The organism is Stenotrophomonas sp. CFBP 13718 (assembly GCF_014842145.1).
In the GTDB taxonomy this organism is placed as follows: Bacteria; Pseudomonadota; Gammaproteobacteria; order Xanthomonadales; family Xanthomonadaceae; genus Stenotrophomonas.
Genome location: NZ_JACYVC010000009.1, coordinates 59,856 through 84,624, shown reverse-complemented (window position 1 = coordinate 84,624; position 24,769 = coordinate 59,856). Strand labels below are relative to the sequence as shown.

Here is a 24,769-nt window from a genome sequence, read left to right as displayed (position 1 = left end):
GCTCATGCGCGCTTGCGCTCTGCAATGAACGCCTGGATCTGCTGCTCAAGCACCGGCAACGGCACTGAGCCCTGTTCCAGCACGGCGTCGTGGAAGGCCTTGATGTCGAACTTTTCGCCCAGCTCCCGTTCGGCCTGTGCGCGGAGCCGGACGATGGCGATCTCACCCAGCTTGTAGCTCAGGGCCTGTCCCGGCCAGGAGATGTAGCGGTCGACTTCGGTGGTGACCTCGTGCTCGCTCAGCGCCGTATGGTCACGCAGGTAGGCGATGGCCTTGTCACGTGACCAGCCCTTGCTGTGCACGCCGGTATCGATCACCAGACGCGCCGCCCGCCACATTTCGTAGGTCAGACGGCCGAAGTCTTCGTAAGGGGTCTCATAGATGCCCATCTCGATGCCGAGCTTTTCGCAGTACAGCCCCCAGCCTTCACCGTAGGCGGAGATGTAGCTGGTGCGACGGAACGCCGGCAGGTCACCCTGTTCGGCCGCCAACGCACCCTGCAGCGCATGGCCGGGATCTGATTCGTGCAGGGTCAGTGCGGGCAGGTTGTAGAGCGGGCGCGCCGGCAGGTTGTAGGTATTCAGCCAGTAGGTGCCCATGCCACCGCGGCCGGCGGTCCAGAACGGCGCGATGTCCGGCGGCACCGGCACGATGGTGAAGCGCGCACGCGGCAGCGTCATGTACTTGCCGATCACCCCGTCCACGCGCTTGGAGATCCACGCCGCACGATGCAGCAGCTCATCCGGGGTCTTCGCGTAGAACTGCGGATCGGTGCGCAGGAAGGTCAGGAACTCATCGAAGCTGCCCTTGAAACCGACCTGCTGGATGATGGCGTTCATTTCCTTCTGGATGCGTGCCACCTCATCCAGCCCGATGCGATGGATCGCATCCGGGGTCAGGTCCAGCGTCGTGTATTCGTGGATCTGCTGCTTGTAGAACGCCTTGCCATCGGGCATGGCTTCGGCCGCCAGCGTAGTGCGCGCCTGCGGCACGTAGTCCTGCAGGAAGAACGTACGCAGTTGCTGGAACGCCGGGATGACCTTGCCGCTGATCGCCTCGCGTGCCTGCGCCTGCAACGCGGCCTGGTCCGCCTGCGGCATGCTGGCGGGCAGCTTCTTGAACGGTGCGTACAGCGGGGATTCGGTCGGATCCTTCAGGTCGGCAACGTTGGAAATGGCCACCTCACGTCCATCCAGCACCGCGCGCGGCACGCTGAAGCCGCGCTTCAGGCCGGCCCGCATGTTGTCGGTCTGCTGGCCGAAGTAGCGCGGTACGTCATTCAAGCGGGCGATGTAGTTGCGGTAGTCCTGCGCGGTCTTCATCTCGCGCCGTGCCATGAAGGACAGGTTGGACCAGAACGACGAGTCGGAGTTGAACGGCATCTCGTAGGTCCGCAGGCGCACCTCCTGGGCCAGGTTGAAGACCTGGTCGCGATAGATCGCGAAGTTCACCTGGTTCACCGGGGACAGCGCCTTGACGTCGGTGCGGTCCAGCTGCGCAAGCACCTCGTCCCAGACCTTCAGCCGGTCCTGCTGCGCGGCGGGGCCCACGTCGGGCAGCCGTGCCGCGCTGGCCGGCGCATCGCCGTCTTCGCTGGCTTCACCGCCGCCCTCCTGGCGCCAGGCCCATTCCTTTTCATAGATAGCGCGGAACGCGGCATCGGCAGCGCGTTCGTTGGCGACGCTGGCCGGCGCGGTCGTGGCAGTGGGCACGGCGGCATGGACGGCCAACGGCGAGGAAAGGGCAATCAGCAGGGCAACGGCGAGACGGTTTTTCACGAGCGACAGGTTCCCGGGAAGGCAGACCACCGATCATGGCACCGTTGGCTGCCTGCGACATGGGTCGAATGTCCTGCCCGTGCCGGGCAATGGCGTCGATCGCGTCTATGCAGGGGTGGCGGATGCAGGGGTGTGCGTCGCGCCGTCAGTGCGCGGCTTTGTCGCGCTTCCAGCCGCGGTGGTCGATATCCAGTTTCAGGCTGTACAGGGCAGTGAACGCCGGGAACAGATTCTGCAGCACACCGACGGAGTCCTGCTTGGCCGAGAACAGAAAGTAACTCAGCGTCATCAGGCTGCCGACCACGCTCATGTACCAGAACAGGCGCGGGATCACCGGTTTGCCGGCACGCCGCGAGGCGACGAACTGGACCAGCCAGCGGCCCCCGAACATCAGCGCGCCGGTATAGCCGATCAGCTTCCAACCCGTCACATGCAGCCCGGTCCAGTACAACCAGGTCAGCGGCTGGTCCAGCCAGTGCAGTTCCATCAGGCTTCTTCCACGACAGTACGGCGGCTGCGGGTGATCAGCCAAGCCACGCCGCGCAGGTCGCGGATGCCGACCAGCGCGCGGCCCAGGTTGGTGTACTTGGACACGCCCGTGGTGCGATGGCGGTGGTTGACCGGCACGCTGGTGGTCTGCCAGCCGGCACGCTGCATCAAGGCCGGCAGGTAGCGATGCATGTGATCGAAGTACGGCAGGTCCAGGAAGGCCTCGCGCTCGAACAGCTTGATGCCGCAGCCCGTGTCCGGCGTGTCATCGCGCAGCATGCGCGCACGGATCGCATTGGCCCAGCGGCTGGCCCAGCGCTTGCTGCCGCTGTCCTTGCGGTTGACCCGCCAACCGGCGAAGAGCTTGACGCTGGCATCAGCCCGCGCACGCGCGTCGAGCAGCCCGGGAATATCGGCTGGATCATTCTGGCCGTCACCGTCCAGGGTCGCGATCCACGCGCCCCGCGCATGTTTGACCCCGTTGCGCACGGCCGTGCTTTGCCCGCTCTGGCTGACATGGTGCAGCACGCGCAGTTCCGGCGTCTGGGACTTCAGCGCCCGCAGCACCGCCAGCGTGTCGTCGCGTGACTGGTCGTCGACGTAGACGATTTCAAAGGCGATGCGTCCCCGCAGGGCGGCGGTGATTTCAGCCACCAGCGGCGCGACATTATCGCGTTCGTTGAACACCGGGACCACAACAGACAGCTCGGGATGGCTCATGGGGCACTCGGCCGGGGTGAAAACAAAGAGCGCGCATTCTCCGCTGCCGAGGTTAGCCGAAGATGAACCCGGCTGCCCAGCAACGGTGGATCAGGCACGATCGCCGAAATAGTCGCGGCACCATGCCACCACCGGGGGCAGGCCCTGCTCGATCGGCAGGGCCGGCTCATAGCCGAATGCGTCATGGGCGCGACGCGTATCGGCCATGGTGCGGACCATGTCGCCCGGTTGCATGGGCTTGTAGATCTTGGTGGCGGGGCGGCCTGCGGCCTGCTCGATCACACTGATGAACCGCTCTAGCTCCACGGGGGTGTGGTTGCCGAGGTTGAACACCCGGTGCGGCACAGGACCGTCGCCGGGATGTGCGAGCGCGCCGAGAATACCGGCGACGATGTCGGAAACATGTGTGAAGTCACGCTGCATGTGCCCTTCGTTGAACACGTCGATCGATCGGCCCGCCAGCACCGCACGCGAGAACAACAGCGGCGCCATATCCGGTCGCCCCCATGGCCCGTACACGGTGAAGAACCGCAGGCCGGTGGCCTTCAGCCCGAACAGCTGTGCGTAGGTATAGGCCATCAGCTCGTTGGCTGCCTTGGTGGCCGCATACAACGAACGCGGCTGGTCCACGCGCTGGTCTTCGGAAAAGGGCGGCGTTGCCGAGTCGCCGTACACCGAACTGCTGCTGGCATAGACCAGATGCTGCACGTTGTGGTGGCGGCACAGTTCCAGGATGTTGACGAACCCGCTGATGTTGCTGTCGACGTAGGCGTGCGGATTCTCAAGCGAATAGCGCACGCCCGCCTGCGCTGCCAGGTGGATGACCGCGGTGGGCCGCACCTCGTCGAACAGCGCGCCCAGGCCGTCGCGATCGGTGAGATCCAGCGTGCGCAGGTCGAGCTGCGGACACAGCGCGGCGACCCGATCACGTTTGAGCTGTGGATCGTAATAGTCGTTGAAGTTGTCCAGCCCGACCACGGGGCGACCGGCCTGCAGCAGGGCCTGCGCGGTATACGCACCGATGAAGCCGGCCGCGCCGGTAAGCAGGATCGTCATGAGTGCAGGCCGTAATGCGTTGCGCCGACGTTGAGCCGGAAGGGCTCGATGATGTCGCTGATGCCTTTGGCGCTGAAGCGGGCCAGCAAGGCTTCCGCATCGTCTTCCAGCTTCAATGCCATCTCTTCGGGATAGACCGGCACCACCGCCATGAAGCCGATCAGCGTGCCATCGTCAGTGGTCAGGTGGGCGAAGGCATCGGGTGCACTGGCGGGCGGCAGGATCAACGCCCCTTGGAACCCTACCGTCGTCGCATAGGGTTCGGCGGGCATGCCGTTGGGAATGCTGTGGCCAAAGCCCAGCCAGGTATCGTACTTGTGCGGCAGCCGCGCCAGGGTCTTCAACAGCCGCAACGGCCAATAGCTGCGTTCGTCGGCAAGCGCCGTCTCACTGAGCGGCCATGTGCCGGGAAGGGTCACCATCAACTCGAGGCGGTCAGGCGATTCGGCGCCTTCCGGCACATCCATCGGCAGATCGCTCATGCCCGAGGTGACGATGCGCAGGAAAGGGAACGCGTCCGTGGCCGCCACGACATGCAGGTCGATGCGCACCGTGTCGGAGATGATCTCGTGGTACACACCCGCAACCGGCCCCAGATGCTGCGCGATGTGTGCCGCGATCGCGGCAACGTTGGGGCCCTCGGATGCGGCGGTGAAGGCGTTCTCGTCACGGTGCCGATGGATCGGACTGCCGCCCGGACTGACCTCGTCGTAGTCGTTGCTCATGGACGGCTCCTGGCCAGGCGTGCGCTGTCGAACGCTCACGCGCGCTGGGCGCGCAGCCGTTCGAGCACGCCGTCCAGCGTATCCAGGTCAGAGTAATGGATGATCAGCTTGCCCTTGCCACCGCGGCCGTGCGTGATCGCCACCTTGGCGCCCAACGACTCGCTCAGTTCGGTTTCCAGCGATGCGATGTCGGCCTGCGGCGCGGTTTTCGCTGCCGCCTGCGGCCGGTTGCTGGGCACCTTGCCGGCCGCGAAGGCCTGCGCACGGCGCTCCACCTCGCGCACCGACCAGCCTTCGTCTGCCGCCTCCTGCGCAAGCTTGCTGGCCAGTTCCGGCGCCAGCGTCAGCAATGCACGCGCATGCCCCATCTCCAGGCGGCGCGACTCCAGCAGCACGCGGATGGCGATCGGCAGTTCCAGCAGGCGCAGCAGGTTGGACACCGCCGCACGCGAGCGGCCAACCGCCTCGGCCGCTTCGGCATGGGTCAGGGTGAACTCGCTGATCAGCCGCTGCAGGGCTTCGGCTTCCTCCAGCGGGTTGAGGTCTTCGCGCTGGATGTTTTCGATCAGCGCCATCGCGATGACGGTGCGGTCTTCCAGCTCGCGCACCACCACCGGTACTTCATCCAGCCCGGCCAGCTTCGATGCACGCCAGCGGCGTTCGCCGGCGACGATTTCGTAGTTGCCGCCCGGCAGCTGACGCGCCAGGATCGGCTGGATCACGCCCTGCGAGCGGATCGAATCGGCCAGCTCGGCAAGCTTGGTCTCGTCCATCTCGCGCCGCGGCTGGTACTTGCCCGGCTGCAGCTGGCCGATGGGCAACCTGCGCAGCACTTCGCCCGGCAACGGCTCGATCACCGCGGTGGCCTGCACCTGGCTGACCGATGCCTTCGGTCCCAGCAGGGCATCCAGGCCGCGGCCCAGGCCACGCTTCTTCCCTGCTGCGGGCTTGGTGCTCATCAGACGGTCTCCACGGCCGCGACGGCCTTGTTGCGTTCGTTGTTGCGTCGAATGATCTCGCCGGCCAGGCCGAGGTAGGCCACGCCGCCGCGCGAAGCGCGGTCATAGCCGACGATGCTCTGCCCATGGCTGGGCGCCTCGGCCAAGCGCACGTTGCGCGGCACGATGGTGCGGAACACGAGGTCGCCGAAGTGCTCGGTGAGCTCGCCGGACACGGCATTGGCCAGGTTGTTGCGCACATCGAACATGGTGCGCAGCACGCCTTCGATTTCCAGCGTCGGATTGAGGTTGCCACGCAGCGCTTCGATGGTTTCCACCAGCGCGCTCAGGCCTTCAAGGGCGTAGTACTCGCACTGCATCGGCACCAGGATCGAATCGGCGGCGGCCAGTGCGTTCAACGTCAGCAGCGAAAGCGCCGGCGGGCAGTCGATCAGGATGTAGTCGTACTCATCGCGGATCGGTGCCAACGCGCGCTTGAGGCGTTGCTCGCGCTCGCCCTGGCCCATCAACTGGATCTCGGCGGCGGTCAGGTCGATGTTGCCGGGCAGCAGGTCGTAGCCCTCGGCCGCTTTCAGCCGAACTTCCACGGCCGTGCTTTCGCCCAGCAGCAGATCGCAGGTGGACGCTTCCAGCTCGCGCTTGTCGACGCCGCTGCCCATCGTCGCGTTGCCCTGCGAATCGAGGTCGACCAACAACACCCGCTTGGGCGCGTTGGCCAGGGCGGCGGCCAGGTTGACGGCGGTCGTGGTCTTGCCGACGCCACCCTTCTGGTTGGCGATGGCGATGATGCGGGCCATGCGGGTGAGCCTCGTCGACGGTTGCTGGGGCTGGTCATTATGCGTACAACCGGCCCCGGGCGGAAATCGGGCTTCATCCCGGCCTTGTCCAGCAGGCAAGCGCGGCGCCCTTCAGGGGCCGCCAACGCTGACCAGATGGCGCTCTCCCGCCAGGCCGGGCACTTTCAGCGCCACGACCTCGCGCACCTGCCAACCCGCGGGCAGCGCGGCGATCTCATCGTGCGGGTGGACCCCTTTCATCGCCAGCAGCACGCCGCCGGGGCGCAACAGATGGCCGCCGACGCGCACGATGCCTTCCAGCGTATCCATCGCACGCGCGGTCAACTGATCGTACTGGCCGGGCTCATCCAGCGCCTCTGCCCGCGACTCGGCGACGCGCGCGTTGGTCAGTCCCAACTGGCGCACGACTTCACGCATGAAGCGCGCTTTCTTGCCGTTGCTCTCCACCAGGGTGACCTGCAGGCCGGGGCAGGCAATGGCCAACGGAATGCCTGGCAGGCCGGGACCGGTACCGAGATCGGCCAGCGACCCGTCCACCACATGCGGTCGCATGGCCAGCGAGTCGAGCAGGTGGCGGGTCACCATCTCCTGCGGATCGCGGATCGCGGTGAGGTTGTAGGTCTGGTTCCAGCGGTGCAGCAGGGCCAGGTAACGCAGCAGGGGCGGCGCCACATCGGCCGCCAGGCCCATGTCGGCCAGGCCACGCTGCAGCGTGTCGGCGACGGCAGGTGGAAGGGTAAGTTCGTTCATGTGGGCATTATCGCCGGTTTCCTGCTGCGGTAAGCAGGTCAGGCGACATGCCACGCCAGCGCGGCGCGGAAGTTGGCGCTGGCCTGCCACTCGTGCAGGTGCCAGCGCGCGGCGTGGCCCAACGCCGGATCGCACCATTGCAGCTGCAGCGTGCCGTCGTCGGCCGGGCCGAACTGCAGGCGGTGCAGGCCGAAGGAAATGCCCTGCCCGTCCGCTTTCAGCATCGCTTCCTTCGCACACCACACGCGGAAGAACCACTGCACGCGGGCTTCCTCGGCAAGGCCCTCCAGCCACGCGATCTCTGCAGGATGGAAGAACCGGCGGATGATCTCCAACATGCGCGGGCGCGGGCGCAGGAGCTCCAGGTCAACGCCGAGCCGGACCCCTTCGCCCAGCGCGACCAGCAGGACATCGCCGCTGTGGCTCCAGCCCGTGCCGAAGCGCGACAACGCAGCCGACAGTTCCGGGCGGCCACGGGGGTCGCGAACCAGCGGCAAGGCCAGCGGATCGCCCCCCAAGGCCTGCGCCAGCACCTGTCGTGCCTGCGGCTCACCGCGCTGGCCGGGCACGTGCGGGCGACGCCACACCGTGACGGGACCGAACCGCCACCTTTCCTGCCCTGACATCCCCGCGCTCATGCCAGCGCCCCGTCAACGCCACTGCACAGCGGTTTCACGGCCATACGCGTCAACTGGAATCTCTTTGAGATAGGAGATGGGGCAATGGGCATCATTATCTGGTTGATCGTCGGCGGCATCGTAGGCTGGCTTGCCAGCATCATCATGGGACGCAATGCCCAGCAGGGCATCATCCTCAACGTGGTGGTCGGCATCGTCGGTGCACTGATCGCCGGGTTCCTGTTCGGCGGCGGCATCAACGAAGCGATCACGGTACGCACGTTCCTGTTCTCGCTGATCGGTGCGGTGATCCTGCTGGCCATCGTCAACCTGTTTACCCGCAAGAGCATCCGCTGACGCTGCGGTAAGGTCGGCCGCTGGCCGGCAGACACATCAGGACGGGGCCCGGCCAAGGTCGGGCCTCGTCGATTCAACCCAGCTGCACCCATGCCGGTGCATGGTCGCTGGGACGCTCCCAGGTCCGCGGCTCGCGGTCGATGCCCGACGCAACGGCGGATGCCTTGAGGGCATCAGACACCAGGGTCAGGTCGATCCGCAGGCCGAGATTGCGGCGGAATCCCGCGGCGCGATAGTCCCACCAACTGAAGATCCCGGCCTCGTCGCTGTGCAGGCGGAACGCGTCGTGCAACCCAAGTTGCAAGAGCTTGTTCAACGCCCCGCGCTCGGCGGTCGAGGTCAGGATGTGGTTCTCGTTCCACACCAGCGGATCGTTCACGTCGCGCTCGTCCGGGGCGATGTTGAAGTCCCCCATCACGATCAGTTTCGGGTACTTCTGCAGTTCGGTTTCGATCCACGCATGCACCGCCTCCAGCCAGCGCAGCTTGTAGGCGTATTTGTCCGTGCCGATGTCCTGGCCGTTGACCACGTAGAGATTGATTACCCGCAGGTCGCCGAAGGTGCCCGCGATCACCCGCTTCTGTTCGTCCTCGAAGCCGGGGATGCCGATCTGCACGTCCTCGGCCGGTTGACGCGACAACAGCGCCACGCCGTTATAGGTCTTCTGCCCGGCGAACACGCTGCGGTAGCCGGCGCTGGCCAGCGCGGCATCCGGAAACTTATGGTCTTCCAGCTTGGTTTCCTGGATGCCCACGATGTCCGGACCGGCATCCTTGAGCCACTGCTCCAGGTGCGGCAGGCGGACGTTGAGGGAGTTGACGTTCCACGAGGCGATTTTCATGGCGGGAATTGTACCTGCCCTGCCCGCCACCCTCCCGTTCGTGCTACCCGACCAGCCGCTTGAGCAGCCCCTGTATCCGCGCGTACGGCGGCCGCAGGAAATCGGTCGCGGCCCAGCGGGACTGCCACAGCACCGGCATCGGCCGACTCATGGCATCAAAGCCGGCGCGTGCGTGGTACGCGCCCATGCCGCTGGCACCCACACCACCGAACGGCAGGCCATCGGCAGCGAAATGCAGCAGCGTGTCGTTCACCGTCACTCCGCCAGCCACCACCGTAGCAAGGATGCGATCCACCTTGGCGTCGTCATGGCTGAAGGGATACAGCGCCAGCGGCCGATCCCGTGCCACCACATCGGCCAAGGCGGCATCCAGGTCCGCATAGGCGCGCACCGGCAGGATCGGGCCGAAGATTTCCTGCTGCATCAGGTCCAGGTCGTCCGGCGGATCCAGTACCACGGTAGGCACCAGCAACCGTTCGCGGGCTGCACGCAGCGGATCGATGGTGGCCAACGGAATGACCTCCACGTTGCGGTCCCGCGCCTGCTGCAGATAACCGAGCAGCCGCTGATACTGCCCTTCATTGATGATCCGGGTGTAATCGGTGGCGTCGCTGAAATCCCCGTAGCGCTGGACGACCTGCTCCTGCAGTGCCTGCACGAACGCGCGTTGGCGCGGGCCATCAATCAGCACGTAGTCCGGTGCGATGCAGGTCTGTCCGGCATTGAACCATTTACCGGTGGCCAACCGCGCCGCCGCTTTCTGCAGGGGAAAGTCGCTGCACACGATGGCCGGCGACTTTCCGCCCAGTTCCAGGGTCAACGGCACCAGGTGTTCGGCCGCCGCCGCCATGACCTTCCGGCCGATGGCTGTGGACCCGGTAAACACCAGGTGGTCCAGCGCCAGACTGGCCACCGCCGAAGCCACGTCCGCACCGCCCTGCACCACCGTTACGCGTGCGGCGGGGAACACGCTGGCAAGCAGCTCCGCCAGGAAAGCGCTGCTTCGCGGCGTGTGCTCTGAGGGCTTGAGCAGCACGTGGTTGCCGGCCGCGATGGCCGTGGCCAGCGGCACCAACGCCAAGGTGATCGGATAGTTCCAAGGCGAGATGACGCCGACCACGCCCAGCGGGGTCGGGCGCAGCTGCGCACGCGCTGGCCACAGCTTCCAGCCCGCACTGGCACGCCGTGGCCGCGACCACCGACGCAGGTGCTTGAGCAGATGATCGATGGCCGACAGCACGCTCATGCCGTCGGCGATGCGCGATTCGGCGTGCGAGCGGTGGCCGAAATCCGCGGCGATGGCGGTGGCCATGTCGTCCATCCGCGCTTTCAATGCCGTGCGCAGGCGACGCAGGTCGTCCTCGCGCTGGTCGATCGAGGGACGCTGCGCCTGCCACGCGATCCGCAGTGTCTGCAGCAGGGCAGGAAGGTCGGCGGGGTCGGTATCTGCTGTCATGCCCCACTATAAAGGGCCTGACAGGAGCGCGTGGTAGCGCCGAGCCATGCTCGGCGGCGGTTTGCCGAAACGACGGATACACTCCGCCGAGCATGGCTCGGCGCTACGGGCTACCGACGCTCAGGCGGACGGCACGGCCCAGCCGAACAGGTCCAGCGCCTTCTGGAACTCACGGTCCAGCGGGGCGCGCGCGTCGACCACGCCGCCTTCCGGATGCGGAAAACGCAGCCGCTCGGCGTGCAGCAGCATGCGGTGTACACCCTGCATGCGGAATATCCGGTTGTGCCGCCCGTCGCCGTGGCTGGTGTCACCGATCATGTGGTGAGACAGGTGCTTGAGATGCCGACGGATCTGCCGGAAGCGCCCGGTCTGCGGCTGGCAGCGCAGCATCGCATAGCGTGAGGTGGTGAACTCCCCGCTCGGCACGCCCAACTCGCCGGTCTGCAACCGCTGGAAATCGGTGATGGCCTGCTTTTTCACCGGCTTGCCCGGGCCGCCATCCAGATCGTGGTCCACGCGCCAGGCCGCTTCGGCCGGCCAGCCACGGCAGACCGTCAGGTAATCCTTCATCACCTCGCCGCCCATCAGCGACTTGCCCAGCGCGCTCGCGGTATCGCGATCAAAGGCCAGCAGCAGGCACCCACTGGTCGCGCGATCCAACCGGTGGACCAGGAAGATCTGACGGCCCAGCTGCTCACGCAGTCGATCCGCGAGGAAATCATCCTCGCCGCGCGCCAGCTTGCTGTCATGGACCATCAACCCGGCGGGCTTGTTGACCACGGCCAGGCGCTCGTCCTGATGAAGCAGCTGCAGCGGCGGCGGCGCGACCGCCGTCACGGCCTCATCGGCCGCCGATTCGCCCGCCATCATCGCCACCATGCCCGCGCCAACGCGAACGCACCCAGTGCGCCGGAGACCCAGCTCCACACCGGCATGTCGCCGATGTACCAGCCCGGTGGCTGCAGGACATACATCAGCGCGGCGATCGCCAACAGGCCGACACCGGTGATCGCGCCCACGGCGTGCTTCTGCAGGCGCTGCACACTGACATCCAGCGCGGCCAGGTCGCGCGAGCGCATCGACAGTTCATGCCGGCCTTCGACCTGTTGGCTCAGCCAGGCATGCACAAGGCGCGGCATGTCCGGGGCGTGGGTCATGATCTCCGGCACCCGCTTGCCGATCTCGCGCAGCACCCGGCGCGGGCTGTAGCGCTCGCGCAGGATCTTCGACAGCACCGGCTTGGCCACTGCCCAGATATCGATCTGCGGATCGAGCTGTCGGCCGACGCCTTCGATGTTCAGCAGGGTCTTCTGCAGCAGGATCAACTGCGGCTGCAGGGTCAACTGGTAGCGCTGCGCCACGCGGAACAGCTTCATCAGCACTTCGGCCAGCGAAATCTGCGACAGCGGACGGGTGAAATAGGGCTCGCACACCGAGCGTACCGCCGCTTCCAGATCGTCGATGCGCACGTGATCGGGCATCCAGCGTGCCTGTACATGCAGCTCGGCGATGCGCCGGTAATCGCGGTTGAAGATGGCCATGAAGTTCTCGGCGAGGTAGTACTGATCCTCCTGCGAGAGCTGGCCCATGATGCCGAAGTCCAGCGCGATGAAGCGCGGATTCGCCCGCCGTGCCGGATCGACGTCGACCCAGATGTTGCCGGCGTGGGCGTCGGCATGGAAGAAATTGTCCCGGAACACCTGGGTGTAGAACACCCTTACTCCCTTGGCCGCCAGCGCCACGCGGTCGATGCCGGCGCGGTCCAGCGCCTCGATGTCATCGGAGGGAATGCCCCAGACGCGCTCCAGCGTCAGCGCGCGTTCGGCGGTGTGGCTCCAGATCACTTCCGGCACGTACAGATCGTCAGAGTGCTCCCAGAACCGGCGCAGCACGCTGGCATTGGCGCCTTCGCGCTGCAGGTCCAGTTCGGCCGACAACGTGTTCTCGATCTCGGCCACCACTTCGCGCGGACGGATCTTGTCCGCACGCGGGTGGGTGCGCTCGACCAGTGTGGCGAGCGAATTGAGCAACGCGATGTCGGCGACGATCTGCTTTTCGATGTTCGGCCGCAGCACCTTGACCACGACCTGGCGTCCGTCGCCCAACGTCGCCGCGTGGACCTGCGCGATCGACGCCGAGGCCAGCGGCTCGGTATCGAAGCTGGCGAAGGCTTCGGTGACCGGCATGCCCAGTGTGTCTTCGACGATGCGGCGCGCGGTTTCACCGTCGAACGGCTTGACCCGGTCCTGCAACAGGGTCAGCTCGACCGCGACGTCCGGCGGCACCAGGTCACGGCGCGTGGACAGGATCTGGCCGAACTTGACGAAGATCGGACCCAGATCCTGCAGCGCCAAGCGGAGCCGGGCACCACGCGACTGTGCGGCGATGTCGGCCGACGCACGCGGCACGAAAGGCTTGGCCAGGCGCAGCCAGCGTTCGGCCGGCGTGTCCTGCAGCAGGTCATCCAGGCGATAGCGCAGGATGATGCGGCCAATGCGGCTGGCCCGCAGCAGGGCCTTCATGCGACACCCCGCAGGCGCTGCACGCGCGCCGACAGACGCTCGACGTCGTCGCGCAGCACGTCCACGTCGTCATGGAACGCGTCCAGCTCGCCACGCGGCACCACGTCGCGGGACTCCTCGGTCACGTACTCCGCCGCCGTATGGGCCAGATCGGAGACGCCGCGGCGTGCGTGCTGCAGCGCGCTGCGCAGTGCGTTGGCCACCTGCACGCCCAGCACCTCGCCGAAGACGCGCACGAACGGCAGCTGCCAGTCCGGATCAAAGCCTTTGGCCAGTTGCTGCAGACGGCGGGCCAGTTCGGCATCCCCGGCCACCCGTACGCGGCCCGCCGGGTCGCCCTGTTCGCTGCGCGACCTGGCCAGCAACGGCAACTGGGCCAGCACACCGGCCAGGCTGCTGCGCACCGCCAGATCGGCTTCGCGGTGGTCGACCGGGCCGACCTCAAGCTGCTCGCCATGCACACTGATCCGCATGGCCAGCGCAGGGGCGTCCAGGGTCAGGTCGATATGTCGGCCATCCAGCGCGGTCAACGCCTGACGGGTATCGGGATCCAGCGCCAGCGCACGATTCAGCGCGGCTTGCAGGGCGCGGCCGGCGACCGGCTTGAGCGACTTGAGCAGGGAAAGAGGCATGGTGCGCATTCTACCTGCCTGGTGGCAGATCGCTGCGGAATCCTGTCCGCGCGGCGCGCTCGCCGAGCGTGGCTCGGCGCTACATGCCCCGCTCGGTAGCGCCGAGCCGTGCTCGGCGGAATCCTGCCGGTGCCGCGACGGCGGACGCACACCGCGCTGCGCGCTCGCCGAGCGTGGCTCGGCGCTACATGCCCCGCTTGGTAGCGCCGAGCCGTGCTCGGCGGAATCCTGCCGGTGTCGCGACGGCCGACACACACCGCGCTGCGCGCTCGCCGAGCGTGGCTCGGCGCTACATGCCCCGCTTGGTAGCGTCGAGCCGTGCTCGGCGGAATCCTGCCGGTGTCGCGACGGCGGACGCAGGCCGCGCGGCGCGCTCGCCGAGCGTGGCTCGGCGCTACATGCGCCGCTCCGGCGTAACTCACCCATCGACAGGAACGACGAAGCCGGGCAATGCCCGGCTTCGTTTCAAGCGCTCACCGAGGTTACTCGGTGGTGCAGCGTCAGGTTCGCTTGCGGAACATGGAGATCACAGCCAGCACCAGGAAGACCACGAACAGGATCCAGGCGATGTTGCTGGCGGCACCGGCAATACCGGAGAAGCCGAGGACGGCGGCGATAAGGGCGATGACGAAAAAGATGACGGCGTAGTGCAGCATGGCGATCCTCGCGGTTACGTGCCGGGGGTGGCGTTGGGGTCCATCCTCCCGCGTCGCCGGTGTTCATCAAGTGATGGAAAAATCGCCTTTTGATGAAGCCTTCAGTCGCGTGAGTCCTTCGTCAATGCTCACGATCGGTACGTAGCCGAAGTCGCGGCGTGCCGGTTCCATGCTGTACCAGTGCGGCGTACACAGCTGTTCGGCAAGGAAACGGGTGAGCGGCGGCTCGCCCGGCAAGCGCAACAGCGGCCACACCCGCTCGCAGATCGCGCCGATGCGATACGCCGTCTTGAAGCTGATCGTCCGGTGCACGGGCGGGGCCCCCACTGCACCCAGCAGCTTGTTGAGCAGCTCACGCATCGGCAGCGGTTCGCCGTTGGAGATGAAGTACGCCTTGCCCGCACAGGCGGCTCCCGGCGCCAGTGCGTCCAGCGCAAGGAAATGGGCAAGCGCTGCATTGTCGATGTAGGTCGTGTCGACCTTGTTGCTGCCATCCCCCACCAGCCGCAGGCGGCCGGCACGGGCGCGCTGGGCCAGCCGCGGTACCAGTTGCAGATCGCCCGGACCCCAGATCAGGCGCGGACGCAGCGCGACGGTGGCGAGCGTTGCATCGTTGGCCGCCAGCACGCGCTGCTCGGCAATCGCCTTGGTCGCGGCGTACGGGGCCTGGAAGTCCTCGCCATAGGGCACTTCGTCCGCACCCAGCCCTTCCACGGGATGCGTGGCGCGGTGGGTCACACTCGGCGTGGAGGTATAGACGAGCTTGTGCACGCCCTGCGCGCGGCAGGCCGCTAGGACGTTGTCGGTGCCGACCACGTTGGCCTGGTGGTAGCTCTCGTAGCTGCCCCAGGCGCCCGCTTTGGCCGCGTTGTGCAGCACCGCGTCCATGCCGGCCACGGCATGCAGCACCGCCTGCGCATCGGCCAGGTCGCCCTGGATCTGGCCCACGCCCATCGCCTGCAGCGCCGGGTAGTGGCCCCGGTTGAAACTGAGCACCTGATGGCCTCGCTCGGCCAACCCGGCACAGAGTGCCTGGCCGAGGAAGCCGCCGCCGCCGGTGACAAGGACCTTCATGCTTTTTTCTCCAGCTCGGCGGCAGCCCAGATCGCCAGCTTCTCGCGGCCGATCTTGGCATTGTGGCGGATGTCCACCGGGAAGCCGGGATGGACGAGATAGTGCCGCAGGCCAGCGTCAGGCACGCAGACCGCCGCCTTGGCCCGCAGCGCGTCGACCAGTGCGGGCGAGCTGGACTGCCCACGTGCAAGCTCGATGCACAGCACCGGCACCTGCTGCCCCGGTGTACCGACGCCGACCAGCGCGCTGCGGGCAACGCCCGGGACGGTGTTGAACACCGGCTCGATCTGCTCGGTGTAGAGCGGTCCGCGTGCCGTCTCCACGCGCTGGGTCTTGCGGCCGCAGAACCACAACTGGCCCTGTGCATCGAAATAGCCGACATCGCCCATGCGATGCACCACGCGCAGATGACCGTCGGCCAGCGTCTCGCTGATCTTGGCGGCCGCCGTTGCCTGTGGGCGGTTGAAATAACTGTCCGTGGCGGTGGGTCCGGCCACGGTGATTTCGCCGATCTCGCCGACCGGCATCACCCGTACCCGGCTCCAGTCCGGCAGCGCGGCATCGTCGATGGCGATGATGCGCACCTCGTTGGGCGCCACCACACTACCCACGCAGGTGCCGGCCCCGGCCTCGGTCGCGGCACGGGTGTCTTCCAGCGCGCGGCCTTCGATCACCGCCACCGGCAGGCACTCGGTGGCCCCGTAGGGCGTCCAGAACTGGGCATCCGGCGGCAACAGGCGGCGGATCGTCGCCACCACGTCCGGCGGCACCGGCGCACCGGCCGACGTCACCCGCTTGACGCCCGGCAGGGGCTGTCCATGATCGGCCAGCACCCGCATCAAGGCGGGCGAGCCAAACAGTTGGGTCACGCCGTGGCGCTTGATCGCATCGTGCAGGCGGCGGGGGTCTGCCGACGCCGGTCGGGTCGGATCCATGTCCGGGATCACCGAGGTCAGGCCCAGTGCGGGGTCGAACAGGGCGAACGGCGGGAACGTGGGCAGGTCCACGCCACCCGGCTCCATGCCGAAGGCCGAACGCAGCAGCTCGATCTGGCCGACGAAGTGGCGGTGGCGGTAGACCACGCCCTTGGGCACCCCGGTGGAGCCGCTGGTGAACAGGATCGCGGCCGTGTCCTCGCCATCGGTATCGGCCAGCATGGGCGGCGTGCCTGCTCCTGCCCGCTCCAGCGCAGCCAGCGTGGTGCCACCCCACCCAAGCTTGCGCCCCACGGTGACCAGCCGCTTGGCCGACGGTGACCAGCGCAGCGCAAGCCGTGCCACATGGGCCAGCGGAATCCCGATGAAGGCGTCCGGCTGCGCCTCGTCCAGGCACTGCTTCAGCGCGCGCTTGTCGATGCCCGGATCCACCAGCACCGGCACCGCGCCGATCTTGAACAACGCGAACATCAACAAGAAGAACTCCGGCGACGGCCGGACCATCACCACCGCACGCACGCCGCGGCCGATGCCGTAGGCGGCCAGTCCAGCGGCCATCGCATCACTGCGCGCGTCCAGTTGGCGGTAATCCAGGGTGACGTCGTAAGACGCCATGCCATTGCCCGGGCCGCGTCGGCCGGGGCAACGAATGGCGATCTGGTCAGGCCGCTCACGGGCCAACTCGGGCAATCGGGCGGCAATATTGCAGGATCGGTTCATCCGTTCATTGTCGCCGCGTCCGGAATTTCTTGCACGGCGCTCCGCTTCGTGGAAAATCCGCACTCTCTTTCAACGACGCGACTGCCGCCTGGGGCGGCTTGCCCATGCAACACCCCTGCATGACCTGTGGTGCCTGCTGCACCCAATACCGCGTTGCCTTTCATTGGATGGAATCGGACGAAGTCACGCCCGGTGGCGTGCCGAACGCACTGACCGAGGTGCTGGACCCGCATCGCCTGTGCATGCGCGGCACCCACAGCGCGCCGGTGCGCTGCGTCGCCCTGGATGCGCAGATCGGCGTGTATTCCCGTTGCACGATCCATCCCAACCGGCCCAGCGTGTGCCGCGAGGTGGATGCGTCGTGGGAATACGGCAAGCCCAGTGCGCAGTGCGAAAAGGCGCGCATCGCCTATGGCCTGGACCCGCTGACGCCCGCCGATTGGCGCTGGCGCGATGCGCCTGGCAGCAATGACGACCATCCGGACGACAACGGCTCGCCACAGGCCCCGATCGCGGCGTGAGCCGACGATTCGCCGGCGCGGTCGCGCCGAGCCCTGCTCGGCGGCCGTTTTTCCGCGTCCCCGCTCAGCTCAGCGGATGGGCATCCAGGAAGGCGCGGATCGCCGGCACCAGTACTTCATGCTTGTCTTCCAGCACGTAGTGGCCTGCGTCGTTGAACGCATGCACCTCGGCCTGCGGCAGCGCCGCCTGGAAGGTTTCCAGGAAATGATGATCGAACACGAAATCGCGCAGTCCCCAGCCGATGAACGCCGGGCGGTCCGCAAAGGACGGCAGCGCCTTGCCGGAGCGCTCCAGCAACGGCCACGCCTTGTCGGCCGGTGACAGCGGGATGTCCTGCATGAAGCGGATGGTGCTGATCCGGTTGGCCCAACTGTCATACGGGGCAACATAGGCGCGGCGCACATCGGCGGGCATCTTCCGCTCCACCCCCAGTCGCGAGGCGCCGGCCGAGAATGCATTGAAGGTGCGGATGATCCATTCCCCCACCTTCCAGTGCCGGCCCAAGCCGATCTGCCACGGCATCTTCTTCGCCGCCGGCATCGGGAAGGCGGCGGTATTCAACACCACCAGCCGCTTGACCTGCGCATGGTGGGACAGCGCCCAGCCGAAGCCGATCATGCCGCCCCAGTCGTGCACGGCCAAGGTGACCGGACCGGTGATGCCCAGGTGCGCCAGCAGCGCATCCAGGTCGTCCACGCGGCTCTGCAGGGTGTAGTCGTAGCGGTCATCGGCCGGCTTGTCGGACAGGCCCATGCCGATGTGGTCCGGCACGATGCAGCGGTACCGGTCCGACAGGCCGGCCACCAGCGTGCGCCAGTAATAGCTCCATGACGGATTGCCATGGACCATCACGACCACCTCGCCATCGCGCGGGCCTTCGTCGATGTAGTTCATCGACAGGCCGGGGCGGACGTCGAAGCGGTGGGTGGTGCTGGGGTAACCGGGTAAATTCATTGAAGCCGCAACCTGTCGATGCTGAAGGCTTCGTCGCCTTCTGGTTTCTTGACCAAGTCCATGCCACCGCACGGCCTCACGTTTACTTTCACTGCAGCACACGATACGGCTGTACGGCATGCGTGTTATCTGCCAACAGGCGCAGATAGGCAGGATGCAGGAACAGCTTCTCCTTGCCCATGCGTTGTTCCTGCAGGACCCCTACGTCGACGAGTTCGCGCAGATAACGCGCGGCGGTCTCCCGCTTTGCAATACCGGCCTCGACGACATTCTGGATGCGGCAATACGGTTGACTGAATATTACGTCGACAAGCTCACGACTATAGGTCTTCGGGCTGTGCTGCCGGATCCACTCACAGGCCTGATCGTGCAAGGCCCGTATCGCGTCGATCTTCGCTCCGGTCCAACGGGCAGTATCCGCTACCGCGTCCAGCATGTAAGCGATCCATGGGGCCCATTGACCATCGCGGGTCACCGCTTGAAGCAAGCGATAATAGTCGGCCTTTCGTTCGATGATGTACCGCGAGAGATAAAGCACAGGGCGATCAAGAAGGTCCTGCTCCACCAGCATCAGCAGATTGAGCACGCGACCGGTACGCCCGTTGCCATCGGTGAACGGATGGATGGCCTCGAACTGGTAATGGGCGACGGCCATGCGGATCAGCGGGTCTATCTCACGCCCGTCATGAATGAACTGCTCCCAATTGGCGAGCTTGGCCCGCAGCAGATCTTCGCCCACCGGCGGCGTATAGATGACGTGCCCCGTCTGTTGGTTCACCAGCGAAGTGCCCGGTACCCGGCGCACGCTCATCTGCACATCCTTGATGCGACTGCAGACGATTTCAGCCGTCCGGGTCGACAATGGCCTCTCACGCAGCGAATGAAAGCCTTCCTGCAACGCGCTGCGATAGCGGAGCGCTTCCCGGGTAGCAGGTGAGGCAGCGTCCTGATGCTCGGCGTACCGGAAGAGTTCGTCGGTGGTGGTGACGATGTTCTCGATCTCCGAGCTGGCCTGTGCTTCCAGTAATGGAATGGTATTGATCAGAACAGCTGGATTAGGCAGGTGCCCTGTCGCCTGGCGAAGAGACGCCAGCGCCTTGTGTGCCTCGATGCATGCCTTCAGCAGCTCACGCGTCTCAAGTTCGGCGCGGGGTGGAAGCAAGGGCAGCTCGTTGTAGGGGCGTTGGACATCCATGCGGGGCGGCTCGTGTCGATGACGTCGACATGGTGCCACCGTCATGTCGAAATAAAACACTTTTTACGCATGAATAGGCAAAACCTGTGAACTGACCGTGTCGCAGTGACTGGGCCAATCCAGCTCGCTGGATTGGCCGACGGGATCACCAGACCACTTCAGCCATCGAGCAGTTCAGCCCCGAGCCGATGCCGAGCAGCGCGATGCGGTCGCCCTTCTTGAGCTTGCCCAACTGCTTCAGCTTGCTCAGCACGATCGGCACCGAGGCCGGGCCGATGTTGCCGTGCTCACCGAAGATGGTCATCACCTTCTTCGGGTCGATGCCGAAGTTCTTGATGAACGCAGCGGTGTGCGGCTGGCTGACCTGGTGGATCACGAACTGGTCCAGCTCCTCCACCGCCCAGCCCAGCGCGATCTTCGCCGCGGCGAACGTCTTCTGCGCCAGCTTGATGCCCTCGATCAACAGCACGCGGGTGTCGGTGACCATGCGGTCCAGGTTACCCAGGCACAGCTGGTTCCACTCGGTGGCCGAACGGGTGACGCCGCCCTTGTAGCGCGGGGCGTCGGGCACCAGGTCCGAGCGCGCCATCACCATCGCCGCGGCACCCGAGCCGGTGGTCAGCGCCGCCAGCTCGTTGCGGAAATCTTCGGCAGTGACATCCGGCGCCGTCATGCGCTCCAACGTCTTTTCATACACCAGGTTCGCGGTTTCGCCGTCGACGACCAGCGCGTATTTCAGCTCGCCGCGCTCGATCATGCGGGCGGCGATGTCCATGCCGTTGATGAAGGCCAGGCAGGCGTTGGCGACGTCGAAGGTCACGCACTCCTCGCCCACGCCCAGGTTGCCGGACACGATGCTGGCCGTGGACGGTTCCAGGTAGTCGCGGCTGACCGAGGTGTTGATCACCAGGCCGACATCGGCCGGGCCGATGTTGGCGTCCTCCAGCGCCTTGCGGGCCGCCATGGTGGCCGCATCGGAGGCCAGCGTGCCGTCGTCCCACAGGCGGCGCGCATGGATGCCCGCCACATCCCCCAGCACGTCGGTACGGATACCGAGGCGGTCCAGGGTGGGCTGCAGGCGTTCGTTTATTTCCTTGGTCGTTAGCGTGTGGGGCGCGTCGACATGCGCCAGGCCGGCGATCGAGACATTCTTGAAGAGCATCGAGTTAGCGCCAAGGCTCAGGCAAAGGGGGCGTCATTCTATAACCCTCTTGGCCTGTCCGCACCTTTACGGGTTCAGCTTGGTCCGCGAGGGGATTTTCAGCGCGGCGGACACTGGTAGGCCGCGAAGCGCTGGCTGCCGTCCGCAGGGGGGGCCGAGGCCTGCAGCGCATTGGCTCCGGCACTTGGCGCTTCGTTGCGTGCCAGCGTCTCCAGCTCTTCCTGCACCCGCAAGGGGTTGCGGTTGTAGAAGCCGACCTTGTTCTTCACGGTGACCGCCACCTCGCCCTTGTTCACGCAGCCCGCAGGGACCGCGCCTGCAGGCAGCACCCGGACGCTGGTTCCGGCGGGCTCGATCGGCACCCAGGTGCAGGCAGTGGTGGCGAGCAGCAGGGCGGAGATCAGCAGGATGCGCATGGGGTCTACCAGAGAAGGTTTCCCCGATTGTGCCTGAACAGGCTGAACGACAGGTAGCGCCGAGCCCTGCCCGGCGAGCGCGGCGAAACTGCTGCCCCACGGTCGCCTCTCCGCGCAAACAGAAAGGGCCGCGGATTTCGCCGCGGCCCTTCTGCCTACACCGTGAGCATTCCCGTTATTTGGTGATGTCCACGTTCTTGGTATCGCGCAGGAACAGGCCACCGATGACCACGGTCATCAAGGCGATGGCGATCGGATACCACAAGCCGTAGTAGAGGTTGCCCGTGCCGGCCACCAGCGCGAAGGAGATCGCCGGCAGGAAGCCACCGAACCAGCCATTGCCGATGTGGTACGGCAGCGACATCGAGGTGTAGCGGATGCGGGTGGGGAACAGTTCCACCAGGTAGGCGGCGATCGGGCCGTACACCATGGTCACGTACAGCACCAATATCCACAGCATGAAGATCGTGCCGGGGATGTTGATGCGCGCATTGTCCGCCTTGGCCGGGTAACCGGCTTCGACCAGCGCGGCCTTCAGCTCGGTACCGAACGCATCGCCCTTGGCCTTGCCCTCGTCCTTCGCCAGGCCGGCGGCCTCGTAGGAACTCACCTTCGCCGTGCCGACGTTGACCACCGCCAGCGAGCCCGCTGGTGCCGGCTGCACGTCATACGGCACACCCGCCTTGGTCAGCGCGGCCGTTGCCACGTCGCACGAGCTGGTGAACTTGCGCAGGCCCACCGGATCGAACTGGAACGAGCAGGTGTTCGGGTCGGCCACGACCAGCGCCGGCGAGTTGGTGCGTGCTTCTTCAATGGCCGGATTGGCGAAGTGGGTCAGGCCCTTGAACACCGGGATATAGGTGATGGCGGCCAGCAGGCAGCCGGTCAGGATGATCCACTTGCGGCCGATGCGATCGGACAGCCAGCCGAAGAAGATGAAGAACGGCACGCCCAGCGCCAGCGCGGCAGCGATCAGCAGGTACGAGGTGGTCGGATCGACCTTCAGCATGCTGCTGAGGAAGAACAGCGCGTAGAACTGCCCGCCGTACCACACCACGGCCTGGCCGGCGGCAGCACCCAACAGCACCAGCAGCATCAGCTTCAGGTTGCCGTCTTTCAGGCTGTCGCGGAACGGCGTCTTGGAGCCCTTGCCTTCGGCCTTCATCTGCTGGAACAGCGGCGACTCACTCAGCTGCAGGCGGATCCACACCGAAATGCCCAGCAGGACGATCGACACCAGGAACGGGATGCGCCAGCCCCAGTCTTCGAACGCCTCGTTGCCCAGGAAGTAGCGGCAGGCAAGGATGATCAGCAGCGACATGAACAGGCCGAGCGTCGCGGTGCACTGGATGAAGCTGGTGTACAGGCCGCGCTTGTCGGCCGGTGCATGCTCGGCCACATAGGTCGCCGCGCCACCGTACTCGCCGCCCATTGCCAGGCCCTGCGCCAGACGCAGGATGATCAGGATCACCGGTGCGGCAAAGCCGATCGAGGCGTAGTTGGGCAGCACGCCGACCAGGAAGGTCGAGATGCCCATGATCAGGATCGTGACCAGGAAGGTGTACTTGCGGCCGATGCGGTCACCGAGGCTGCCGAAGAAGGCCGCACCGAACGGACGCACGAAGAAGCCCGCCGCGAAGGCAAGCAGGGCGAAGATCATGCCCGTGGTTTCATTGACACCGCTGAAGAACTGCTTGGCGATGATGGCGGCGAGTGAGCCGTACAGGAAAAAGTCGTACCACTCGAACACCGTGCCGAGGCTCGATGCAAAGATGACTTTCTTGTGGCCGTGCGTCAGTGACACAGGCGCGGTACCAGGTGTTGTCGACATGAGACGCTTCCCCTCCGAAGCAGGATGACTGTGGTGCCGGCGTCAGCCGGCACCCGCGTTAGAAACTGTATTTGGTGGTGAACTGCACGCGGTTGATGTCGCCCTTGCGACCATCTTCGATCTCGCGCACGCCGTACATGTACTCCGCACCGATATCGACCTTGGGCATCGGCGTGTAGAACACATTGCCGCGGATGCTCTGCACGCTCTTGGTGACCAGTGGGCCGAGCGTGCCGTCGTTGTCATAGTCGCTGCGCGCATAGATCAGGTTGGTGCGCAGCTTCGGGGTGAAGGCATGGCGCCAGCCGACATAGCCCGCCAGCACGCCCGTCGTTGCCAACTCGTCGCGGGCGACGTCGTAGGCGGTATCGGCGGTGATGCCCAGGCCGATGTAACGCGAAATGCCCTCGCCCCCGGTCAGCTGGTAGTGCAGCGTATCGGTGTCGGCCATCACCCACTTGCCGCCCAGGGTCAGGCCGCCGGCGATCTTGTCCGCGTCCGCACCGGTGGTCTGGTTGTCCACCTTCAACTGGCGCACCAGGCCGGCCACGCCGAAGGTACCCCAGTCACCCTTCCATCCGTATCGCACGGTCAGGTCGGGCAGGCTGCCGCGATCAGAGTTGGCACTGGCGTTGGTCCACGCCCCGGTGACCGGATTGCGCACGCCGGTGAGCGTGGTCGTCTCCGGATTTTCCAGTGCCACGCTCAAGCCGCCGGTGGTATAGCGGATCTGTGCCTGGCGGACGAACACCACACCGTCGGTCGGACCGACGAAGTCGGCGGCCTCGGGAATCGAGGCGGCATCCATGAAGTTGGTCCAGGTCTGGCCTGCGGTCCACTTGTTCCAATACATGTACGCGTGGCGCAGGGTGACACCGTAGGTATTGGTGGCCGTCTGGTTGCCCAGCGAATTGCCGAAGAAATCCATCTCGAAGAACGCACCGGCCTTGTCACCGGACGCGCTGACGTTGTCGATGCCCAGGTTGAAGCGCGAGAACTTGGCATGGGCATTGAAGTCCACGTCCGAACGCTCGCCGCTGCCGCCCGCACCGGCCACCGGGGTCTGGCCCGGCAGGTACAGCGCACGGCCGGTGGCATCGTCGGCCAGTTGGCCATCGCCGGTCTGGGTGGCCATGAAATCAGCCTTGATGAAGCCGCCGATCTTGACCGTGGTGCCCGGTGCCGCGCCAGGGGTGATGGTGGTGACCTGGATCGGCTGCTTGCCTGCCGGCACGACCGGCTTCTGCTCGGCCTGCACCGTCCTTACCTCGGTGACGGCCTGCTGGGTCTGGCTGAGCTGGGTCTGCTGCTGTTGCTGCGATGACAGCAGCAGCTGCACCTGGCGCTCGAGCTCGCCCACGCGTGCTTCCAGTGCTTTCTCTCTCGCGGTTTCCGCGAACGCCATGCCCGGTGCCGCCAGCGCAACCAGCATGCAGGCAGCCAACGGCTTACGCAGCGTCTTCAACGTACGGTGATTCATGTTGCCCTCTCTCCCAAGTGGCAAATCGAAAGACGCGCGTGGGGCACGGTCGAAGCCGAGGGTGCGTCCGCTTGACGCACCGCCGCTATTGGCCATTAGTCGTACCTGCCCGATGACGGCCGTCC

25 protein-coding genes are annotated in these 24,769 nt (G+C 66.1%); 2 read left to right on the top strand and 23 right to left on the bottom strand.

Annotated features, from left to right (window positions below):
• Positions 1–2: 2 nt before the first annotated feature.
• The 9 genes from IFT58_RS14330 to IFT58_RS14290 form a co-directional block, all read right to left on the bottom strand.
• Positions 3–1,778, bottom strand: a complete 1,776-nt coding sequence (locus IFT58_RS14330; RefSeq protein WP_192095663.1) for a DUF885 family protein — start codon at positions 1,776–1,778, stop codon at positions 3–5.
• A 145-nt stretch (positions 1,779–1,923) separates the two neighbouring features.
• Positions 1,924–2,265 carry a lipid-A-disaccharide synthase N-terminal domain-containing protein gene (locus IFT58_RS14325; protein WP_188325439.1) on the bottom strand — a complete coding sequence of 114 codons (342 nt, stop codon included), beginning with the start codon at positions 2,263–2,265 and terminating at the stop codon, positions 1,924–1,926.
• Entirely contained in the window at positions 2,265–2,987 is a 723-nt protein-coding gene (locus tag IFT58_RS14320; RefSeq protein WP_192082289.1) for a glycosyltransferase family 2 protein, read from the bottom strand. Before IFT58_RS14320 ends, IFT58_RS14325 begins: the two co-directional genes overlap by 1 nt.
• A 90-nt stretch (positions 2,988–3,077) precedes the next feature.
• Positions 3,078–4,043 (bottom strand): NAD-dependent epimerase/dehydratase family protein, encoded by a 966-nt coding sequence (locus tag IFT58_RS14315; RefSeq protein ID WP_192082287.1) that lies wholly within the window; start codon positions 4,041–4,043, stop codon positions 3,078–3,080.
• A complete protein-coding gene (locus IFT58_RS14310) occupies positions 4,040–4,768 on the bottom strand; it encodes a suppressor of fused domain protein (RefSeq protein WP_192082285.1) in 729 nt (242 codons plus the stop codon). Before IFT58_RS14310 ends, IFT58_RS14315 begins: the two co-directional genes overlap by 4 nt.
• A 35-nt stretch (positions 4,769–4,803) precedes the next feature.
• The gene (locus tag IFT58_RS14305; RefSeq protein ID WP_188325443.1) at positions 4,804–5,727 is read right to left on the bottom strand and encodes a ParB/RepB/Spo0J family partition protein; all 924 of its coding nucleotides are present in this window, start codon (positions 5,725–5,727) and stop codon (positions 4,804–4,806) included.
• Entirely contained in the window at positions 5,727–6,524 is a 798-nt protein-coding gene (locus IFT58_RS14300; RefSeq protein ID WP_188325444.1) for a ParA family protein, read from the bottom strand. Before IFT58_RS14300 ends, IFT58_RS14305 begins: the two co-directional genes overlap by 1 nt.
• A 111-nt stretch (positions 6,525–6,635) precedes the next feature.
• Positions 6,636–7,274 (bottom strand): 16S rRNA (guanine(527)-N(7))-methyltransferase RsmG, encoded by a 639-nt coding sequence (gene rsmG / locus IFT58_RS14295; protein ID WP_192095661.1) that lies wholly within the window; start codon positions 7,272–7,274, stop codon positions 6,636–6,638.
• A gap of 38 nt (positions 7,275–7,312) precedes the next feature.
• Complete coding sequence (locus IFT58_RS14290; RefSeq protein WP_223202935.1) at positions 7,313–7,900, bottom strand: 4'-phosphopantetheinyl transferase superfamily protein; 588 nt, start codon at positions 7,898–7,900, stop codon at positions 7,313–7,315.
• A 96-nt stretch (positions 7,901–7,996) separates the two neighbouring features.
• On the opposite strand from IFT58_RS14290, the gene IFT58_RS14285 reads away from it, so the two are divergent.
• A complete protein-coding gene (locus tag IFT58_RS14285; RefSeq protein ID WP_188325447.1) occupies positions 7,997–8,248 on the top strand; it encodes a GlsB/YeaQ/YmgE family stress response membrane protein in 252 nt (83 codons plus the stop codon).
• Positions 8,249–8,321: 73 nt separating this feature from the next.
• Here IFT58_RS14285 and xth read toward each other — a convergent pair whose 3' ends face one another.
• The 8 genes from xth to oleC form a co-directional block, all read right to left on the bottom strand.
• Positions 8,322–9,089: an exodeoxyribonuclease III gene (xth, locus tag IFT58_RS14280; RefSeq protein WP_192095659.1), complete on the bottom strand. Its 768-nt coding sequence runs from the start codon at positions 9,087–9,089 to the stop codon at positions 8,322–8,324.
• A gap of 43 nt (positions 9,090–9,132) precedes the next feature.
• Positions 9,133–10,545, bottom strand: a complete 1,413-nt coding sequence (locus IFT58_RS14275; protein WP_192095658.1) for a coniferyl aldehyde dehydrogenase — start codon at positions 10,543–10,545, stop codon at positions 9,133–9,135.
• Positions 10,546–10,665: 120 nt separating this feature from the next.
• The gene (locus tag IFT58_RS14270; protein WP_249405716.1) at positions 10,666–11,415 is read right to left on the bottom strand and encodes a pseudouridine synthase; all 750 of its coding nucleotides are present in this window, start codon (positions 11,413–11,415) and stop codon (positions 10,666–10,668) included.
• Positions 11,412–13,067, bottom strand: a complete 1,656-nt coding sequence (gene ubiB, locus IFT58_RS14265) for a ubiquinone biosynthesis regulatory protein kinase UbiB (RefSeq protein ID WP_188325450.1) — start codon at positions 13,065–13,067, stop codon at positions 11,412–11,414. Before ubiB ends, IFT58_RS14270 begins: the two co-directional genes overlap by 4 nt.
• Complete coding sequence (locus tag IFT58_RS14260; RefSeq protein WP_192095655.1) at positions 13,064–13,699, bottom strand: SCP2 sterol-binding domain-containing protein; 636 nt, start codon at positions 13,697–13,699, stop codon at positions 13,064–13,066. Before IFT58_RS14260 ends, ubiB begins: the two co-directional genes overlap by 4 nt.
• Positions 13,700–14,199: 500 nt before the next feature.
• Positions 14,200–14,355, bottom strand: a complete 156-nt coding sequence (locus IFT58_RS14255) for a DUF1328 domain-containing protein (protein WP_083491872.1) — start codon at positions 14,353–14,355, stop codon at positions 14,200–14,202.
• A 66-nt stretch (positions 14,356–14,421) separates the two neighbouring features.
• Positions 14,422–15,429, bottom strand: coding sequence for a 2-alkyl-3-oxoalkanoate reductase (gene oleD / locus IFT58_RS14250; protein ID WP_192095652.1), 1,008 nt, complete (start codon positions 15,427–15,429; stop codon positions 14,422–14,424).
• Positions 15,426–17,084 (bottom strand): olefin beta-lactone synthetase, encoded by a 1,659-nt coding sequence (gene oleC, locus IFT58_RS14245; RefSeq protein WP_192095650.1) that lies wholly within the window; start codon positions 17,082–17,084, stop codon positions 15,426–15,428. The genes oleD and oleC overlap by 4 nt, the downstream gene beginning before the upstream one ends.
• Positions 17,085–17,188: 104 nt before the next feature.
• On the opposite strand from oleC, the gene IFT58_RS14240 reads away from it, so the two are divergent.
• On the top strand, positions 17,189–17,605 hold the full coding sequence (locus IFT58_RS14240) for a YkgJ family cysteine cluster protein (RefSeq protein WP_188325453.1): 417 nt from the start codon (positions 17,189–17,191) through the stop codon (positions 17,603–17,605).
• Between the two features lie 64 nt (positions 17,606–17,669).
• On the opposite strand, the gene IFT58_RS14235 is transcribed toward IFT58_RS14240, so the two are convergent.
• From IFT58_RS14235 to IFT58_RS14210, 6 genes are all read right to left on the bottom strand, one after another.
• Positions 17,670–18,560 (bottom strand): alpha/beta fold hydrolase, encoded by an 891-nt coding sequence (locus IFT58_RS14235; protein WP_192082750.1) that lies wholly within the window; start codon positions 18,558–18,560, stop codon positions 17,670–17,672.
• 88 nt (positions 18,561–18,648) lie between these two features.
• A complete protein-coding gene (locus IFT58_RS14230; protein ID WP_274603070.1) occupies positions 18,649–19,686 on the bottom strand; it encodes a Fic family protein in 1,038 nt (345 codons plus the stop codon).
• Between the two features lie 214 nt (positions 19,687–19,900).
• Positions 19,901–20,917, bottom strand: coding sequence for a 3-oxoacyl-ACP synthase III (locus IFT58_RS14225; RefSeq protein WP_188325455.1), 1,017 nt, complete (start codon positions 20,915–20,917; stop codon positions 19,901–19,903).
• 98 nt (positions 20,918–21,015) lie between these two features.
• Positions 21,016–21,333, bottom strand: coding sequence for a DUF4156 domain-containing protein (locus tag IFT58_RS14220; protein ID WP_188325456.1), 318 nt, complete (start codon positions 21,331–21,333; stop codon positions 21,016–21,018).
• 175 nt (positions 21,334–21,508) lie between these two features.
• Positions 21,509–23,164, bottom strand: a complete 1,656-nt coding sequence (locus IFT58_RS14215; RefSeq protein ID WP_192082752.1) for an MFS transporter — start codon at positions 23,162–23,164, stop codon at positions 21,509–21,511.
• Between the two features lie 58 nt (positions 23,165–23,222).
• On the bottom strand, positions 23,223–24,644 hold the full coding sequence (locus IFT58_RS14210) for a DcaP family trimeric outer membrane transporter (protein ID WP_188325459.1): 1,422 nt from the start codon (positions 24,642–24,644) through the stop codon (positions 23,223–23,225).
• Positions 24,645–24,769: the final 125 nt, after the last annotated feature.

What these genes read in the sequence shown, in the direction of transcription:
- IFT58_RS14325 (WP_188325439.1), bottom strand. Translation starts at nt 2,265, where the DNA reads ATGGAACTGCACTGGCTGGACCAGCCGCTGACCTGGTTGTACTGGACC.
- IFT58_RS14275 (WP_192095658.1), bottom strand. Translation starts at nt 10,545, where the DNA reads ATGACAGCAGATACCGACCCCGCCGACCTTCCTGCCCTGCTGCAGACA.
- IFT58_RS14270 (WP_249405716.1), bottom strand. Translation starts at nt 11,415, where the DNA reads ATGATGGCGGGCGAATCGGCGGCCGATGAGGCCGTGACGGCGGTCGCG.
- IFT58_RS14235 (WP_192082750.1), bottom strand. Translation starts at nt 18,560, where the DNA reads ATGAATTTACCCGGTTACCCCAGCACCACCCACCGCTTCGACGTCCGC.
- IFT58_RS14260 (WP_192095655.1), bottom strand. Translation starts at nt 13,699, where the DNA reads ATGCCTCTTTCCCTGCTCAAGTCGCTCAAGCCGGTCGCCGGCCGCGCC.
- IFT58_RS14290 (WP_223202935.1), bottom strand. Translation starts at nt 7,900, where the DNA reads ATGTCAGGGCAGGAAAGGTGGCGGTTCGGTCCCGTCACGGTGTGGCGT.
- oleD (WP_192095652.1), bottom strand. Translation starts at nt 15,429, where the DNA reads ATGAAGGTCCTTGTCACCGGCGGCGGCGGCTTCCTCGGCCAGGCACTC.
- IFT58_RS14310 (WP_192082285.1), bottom strand. Translation starts at nt 4,768, where the DNA reads ATGAGCAACGACTACGACGAGGTCAGTCCGGGCGGCAGTCCGATCCAT.
- xth (WP_192095659.1), bottom strand. Translation starts at nt 9,089, where the DNA reads ATGAAAATCGCCTCGTGGAACGTCAACTCCCTCAACGTCCGCCTGCCG.
- IFT58_RS14210 (WP_188325459.1), bottom strand. Translation starts at nt 24,644, where the DNA reads ATGAATCACCGTACGTTGAAGACGCTGCGTAAGCCGTTGGCTGCCTGC.
- IFT58_RS14320 (WP_192082289.1), bottom strand. Translation starts at nt 2,987, where the DNA reads ATGAGCCATCCCGAGCTGTCTGTTGTGGTCCCGGTGTTCAACGAACGC.
- ubiB (WP_188325450.1), bottom strand. Translation starts at nt 13,067, where the DNA reads ATGAAGGCCCTGCTGCGGGCCAGCCGCATTGGCCGCATCATCCTGCGC.
- rsmG (WP_192095661.1), bottom strand. Translation starts at nt 7,274, where the DNA reads ATGAACGAACTTACCCTTCCACCTGCCGTCGCCGACACGCTGCAGCGT.
- IFT58_RS14315 (WP_192082287.1), bottom strand. Translation starts at nt 4,043, where the DNA reads ATGACGATCCTGCTTACCGGCGCGGCCGGCTTCATCGGTGCGTATACC.
- IFT58_RS14285 (WP_188325447.1), top strand. Translation starts at nt 7,997, where the DNA reads ATGGGCATCATTATCTGGTTGATCGTCGGCGGCATCGTAGGCTGGCTT.
- IFT58_RS14225 (WP_188325455.1), bottom strand. Translation starts at nt 20,917, where the DNA reads ATGCTCTTCAAGAATGTCTCGATCGCCGGCCTGGCGCATGTCGACGCG.
- oleC (WP_192095650.1), bottom strand. Translation starts at nt 17,084, where the DNA reads ATGAACCGATCCTGCAATATTGCCGCCCGATTGCCCGAGTTGGCCCGT.
- IFT58_RS14215 (WP_192082752.1), bottom strand. Translation starts at nt 23,164, where the DNA reads ATGTCGACAACACCTGGTACCGCGCCTGTGTCACTGACGCACGGCCAC.
- IFT58_RS14255 (WP_083491872.1), bottom strand. Translation starts at nt 14,355, where the DNA reads ATGCTGCACTACGCCGTCATCTTTTTCGTCATCGCCCTTATCGCCGCC.
- IFT58_RS14305 (WP_188325443.1), bottom strand. Translation starts at nt 5,727, where the DNA reads ATGAGCACCAAGCCCGCAGCAGGGAAGAAGCGTGGCCTGGGCCGCGGC.
- IFT58_RS14300 (WP_188325444.1), bottom strand. Translation starts at nt 6,524, where the DNA reads ATGGCCCGCATCATCGCCATCGCCAACCAGAAGGGTGGCGTCGGCAAG.
- IFT58_RS14220 (WP_188325456.1), bottom strand. Translation starts at nt 21,333, where the DNA reads ATGCGCATCCTGCTGATCTCCGCCCTGCTGCTCGCCACCACTGCCTGC.
- IFT58_RS14240 (WP_188325453.1), top strand. Translation starts at nt 17,189, where the DNA reads ATGCAACACCCCTGCATGACCTGTGGTGCCTGCTGCACCCAATACCGC.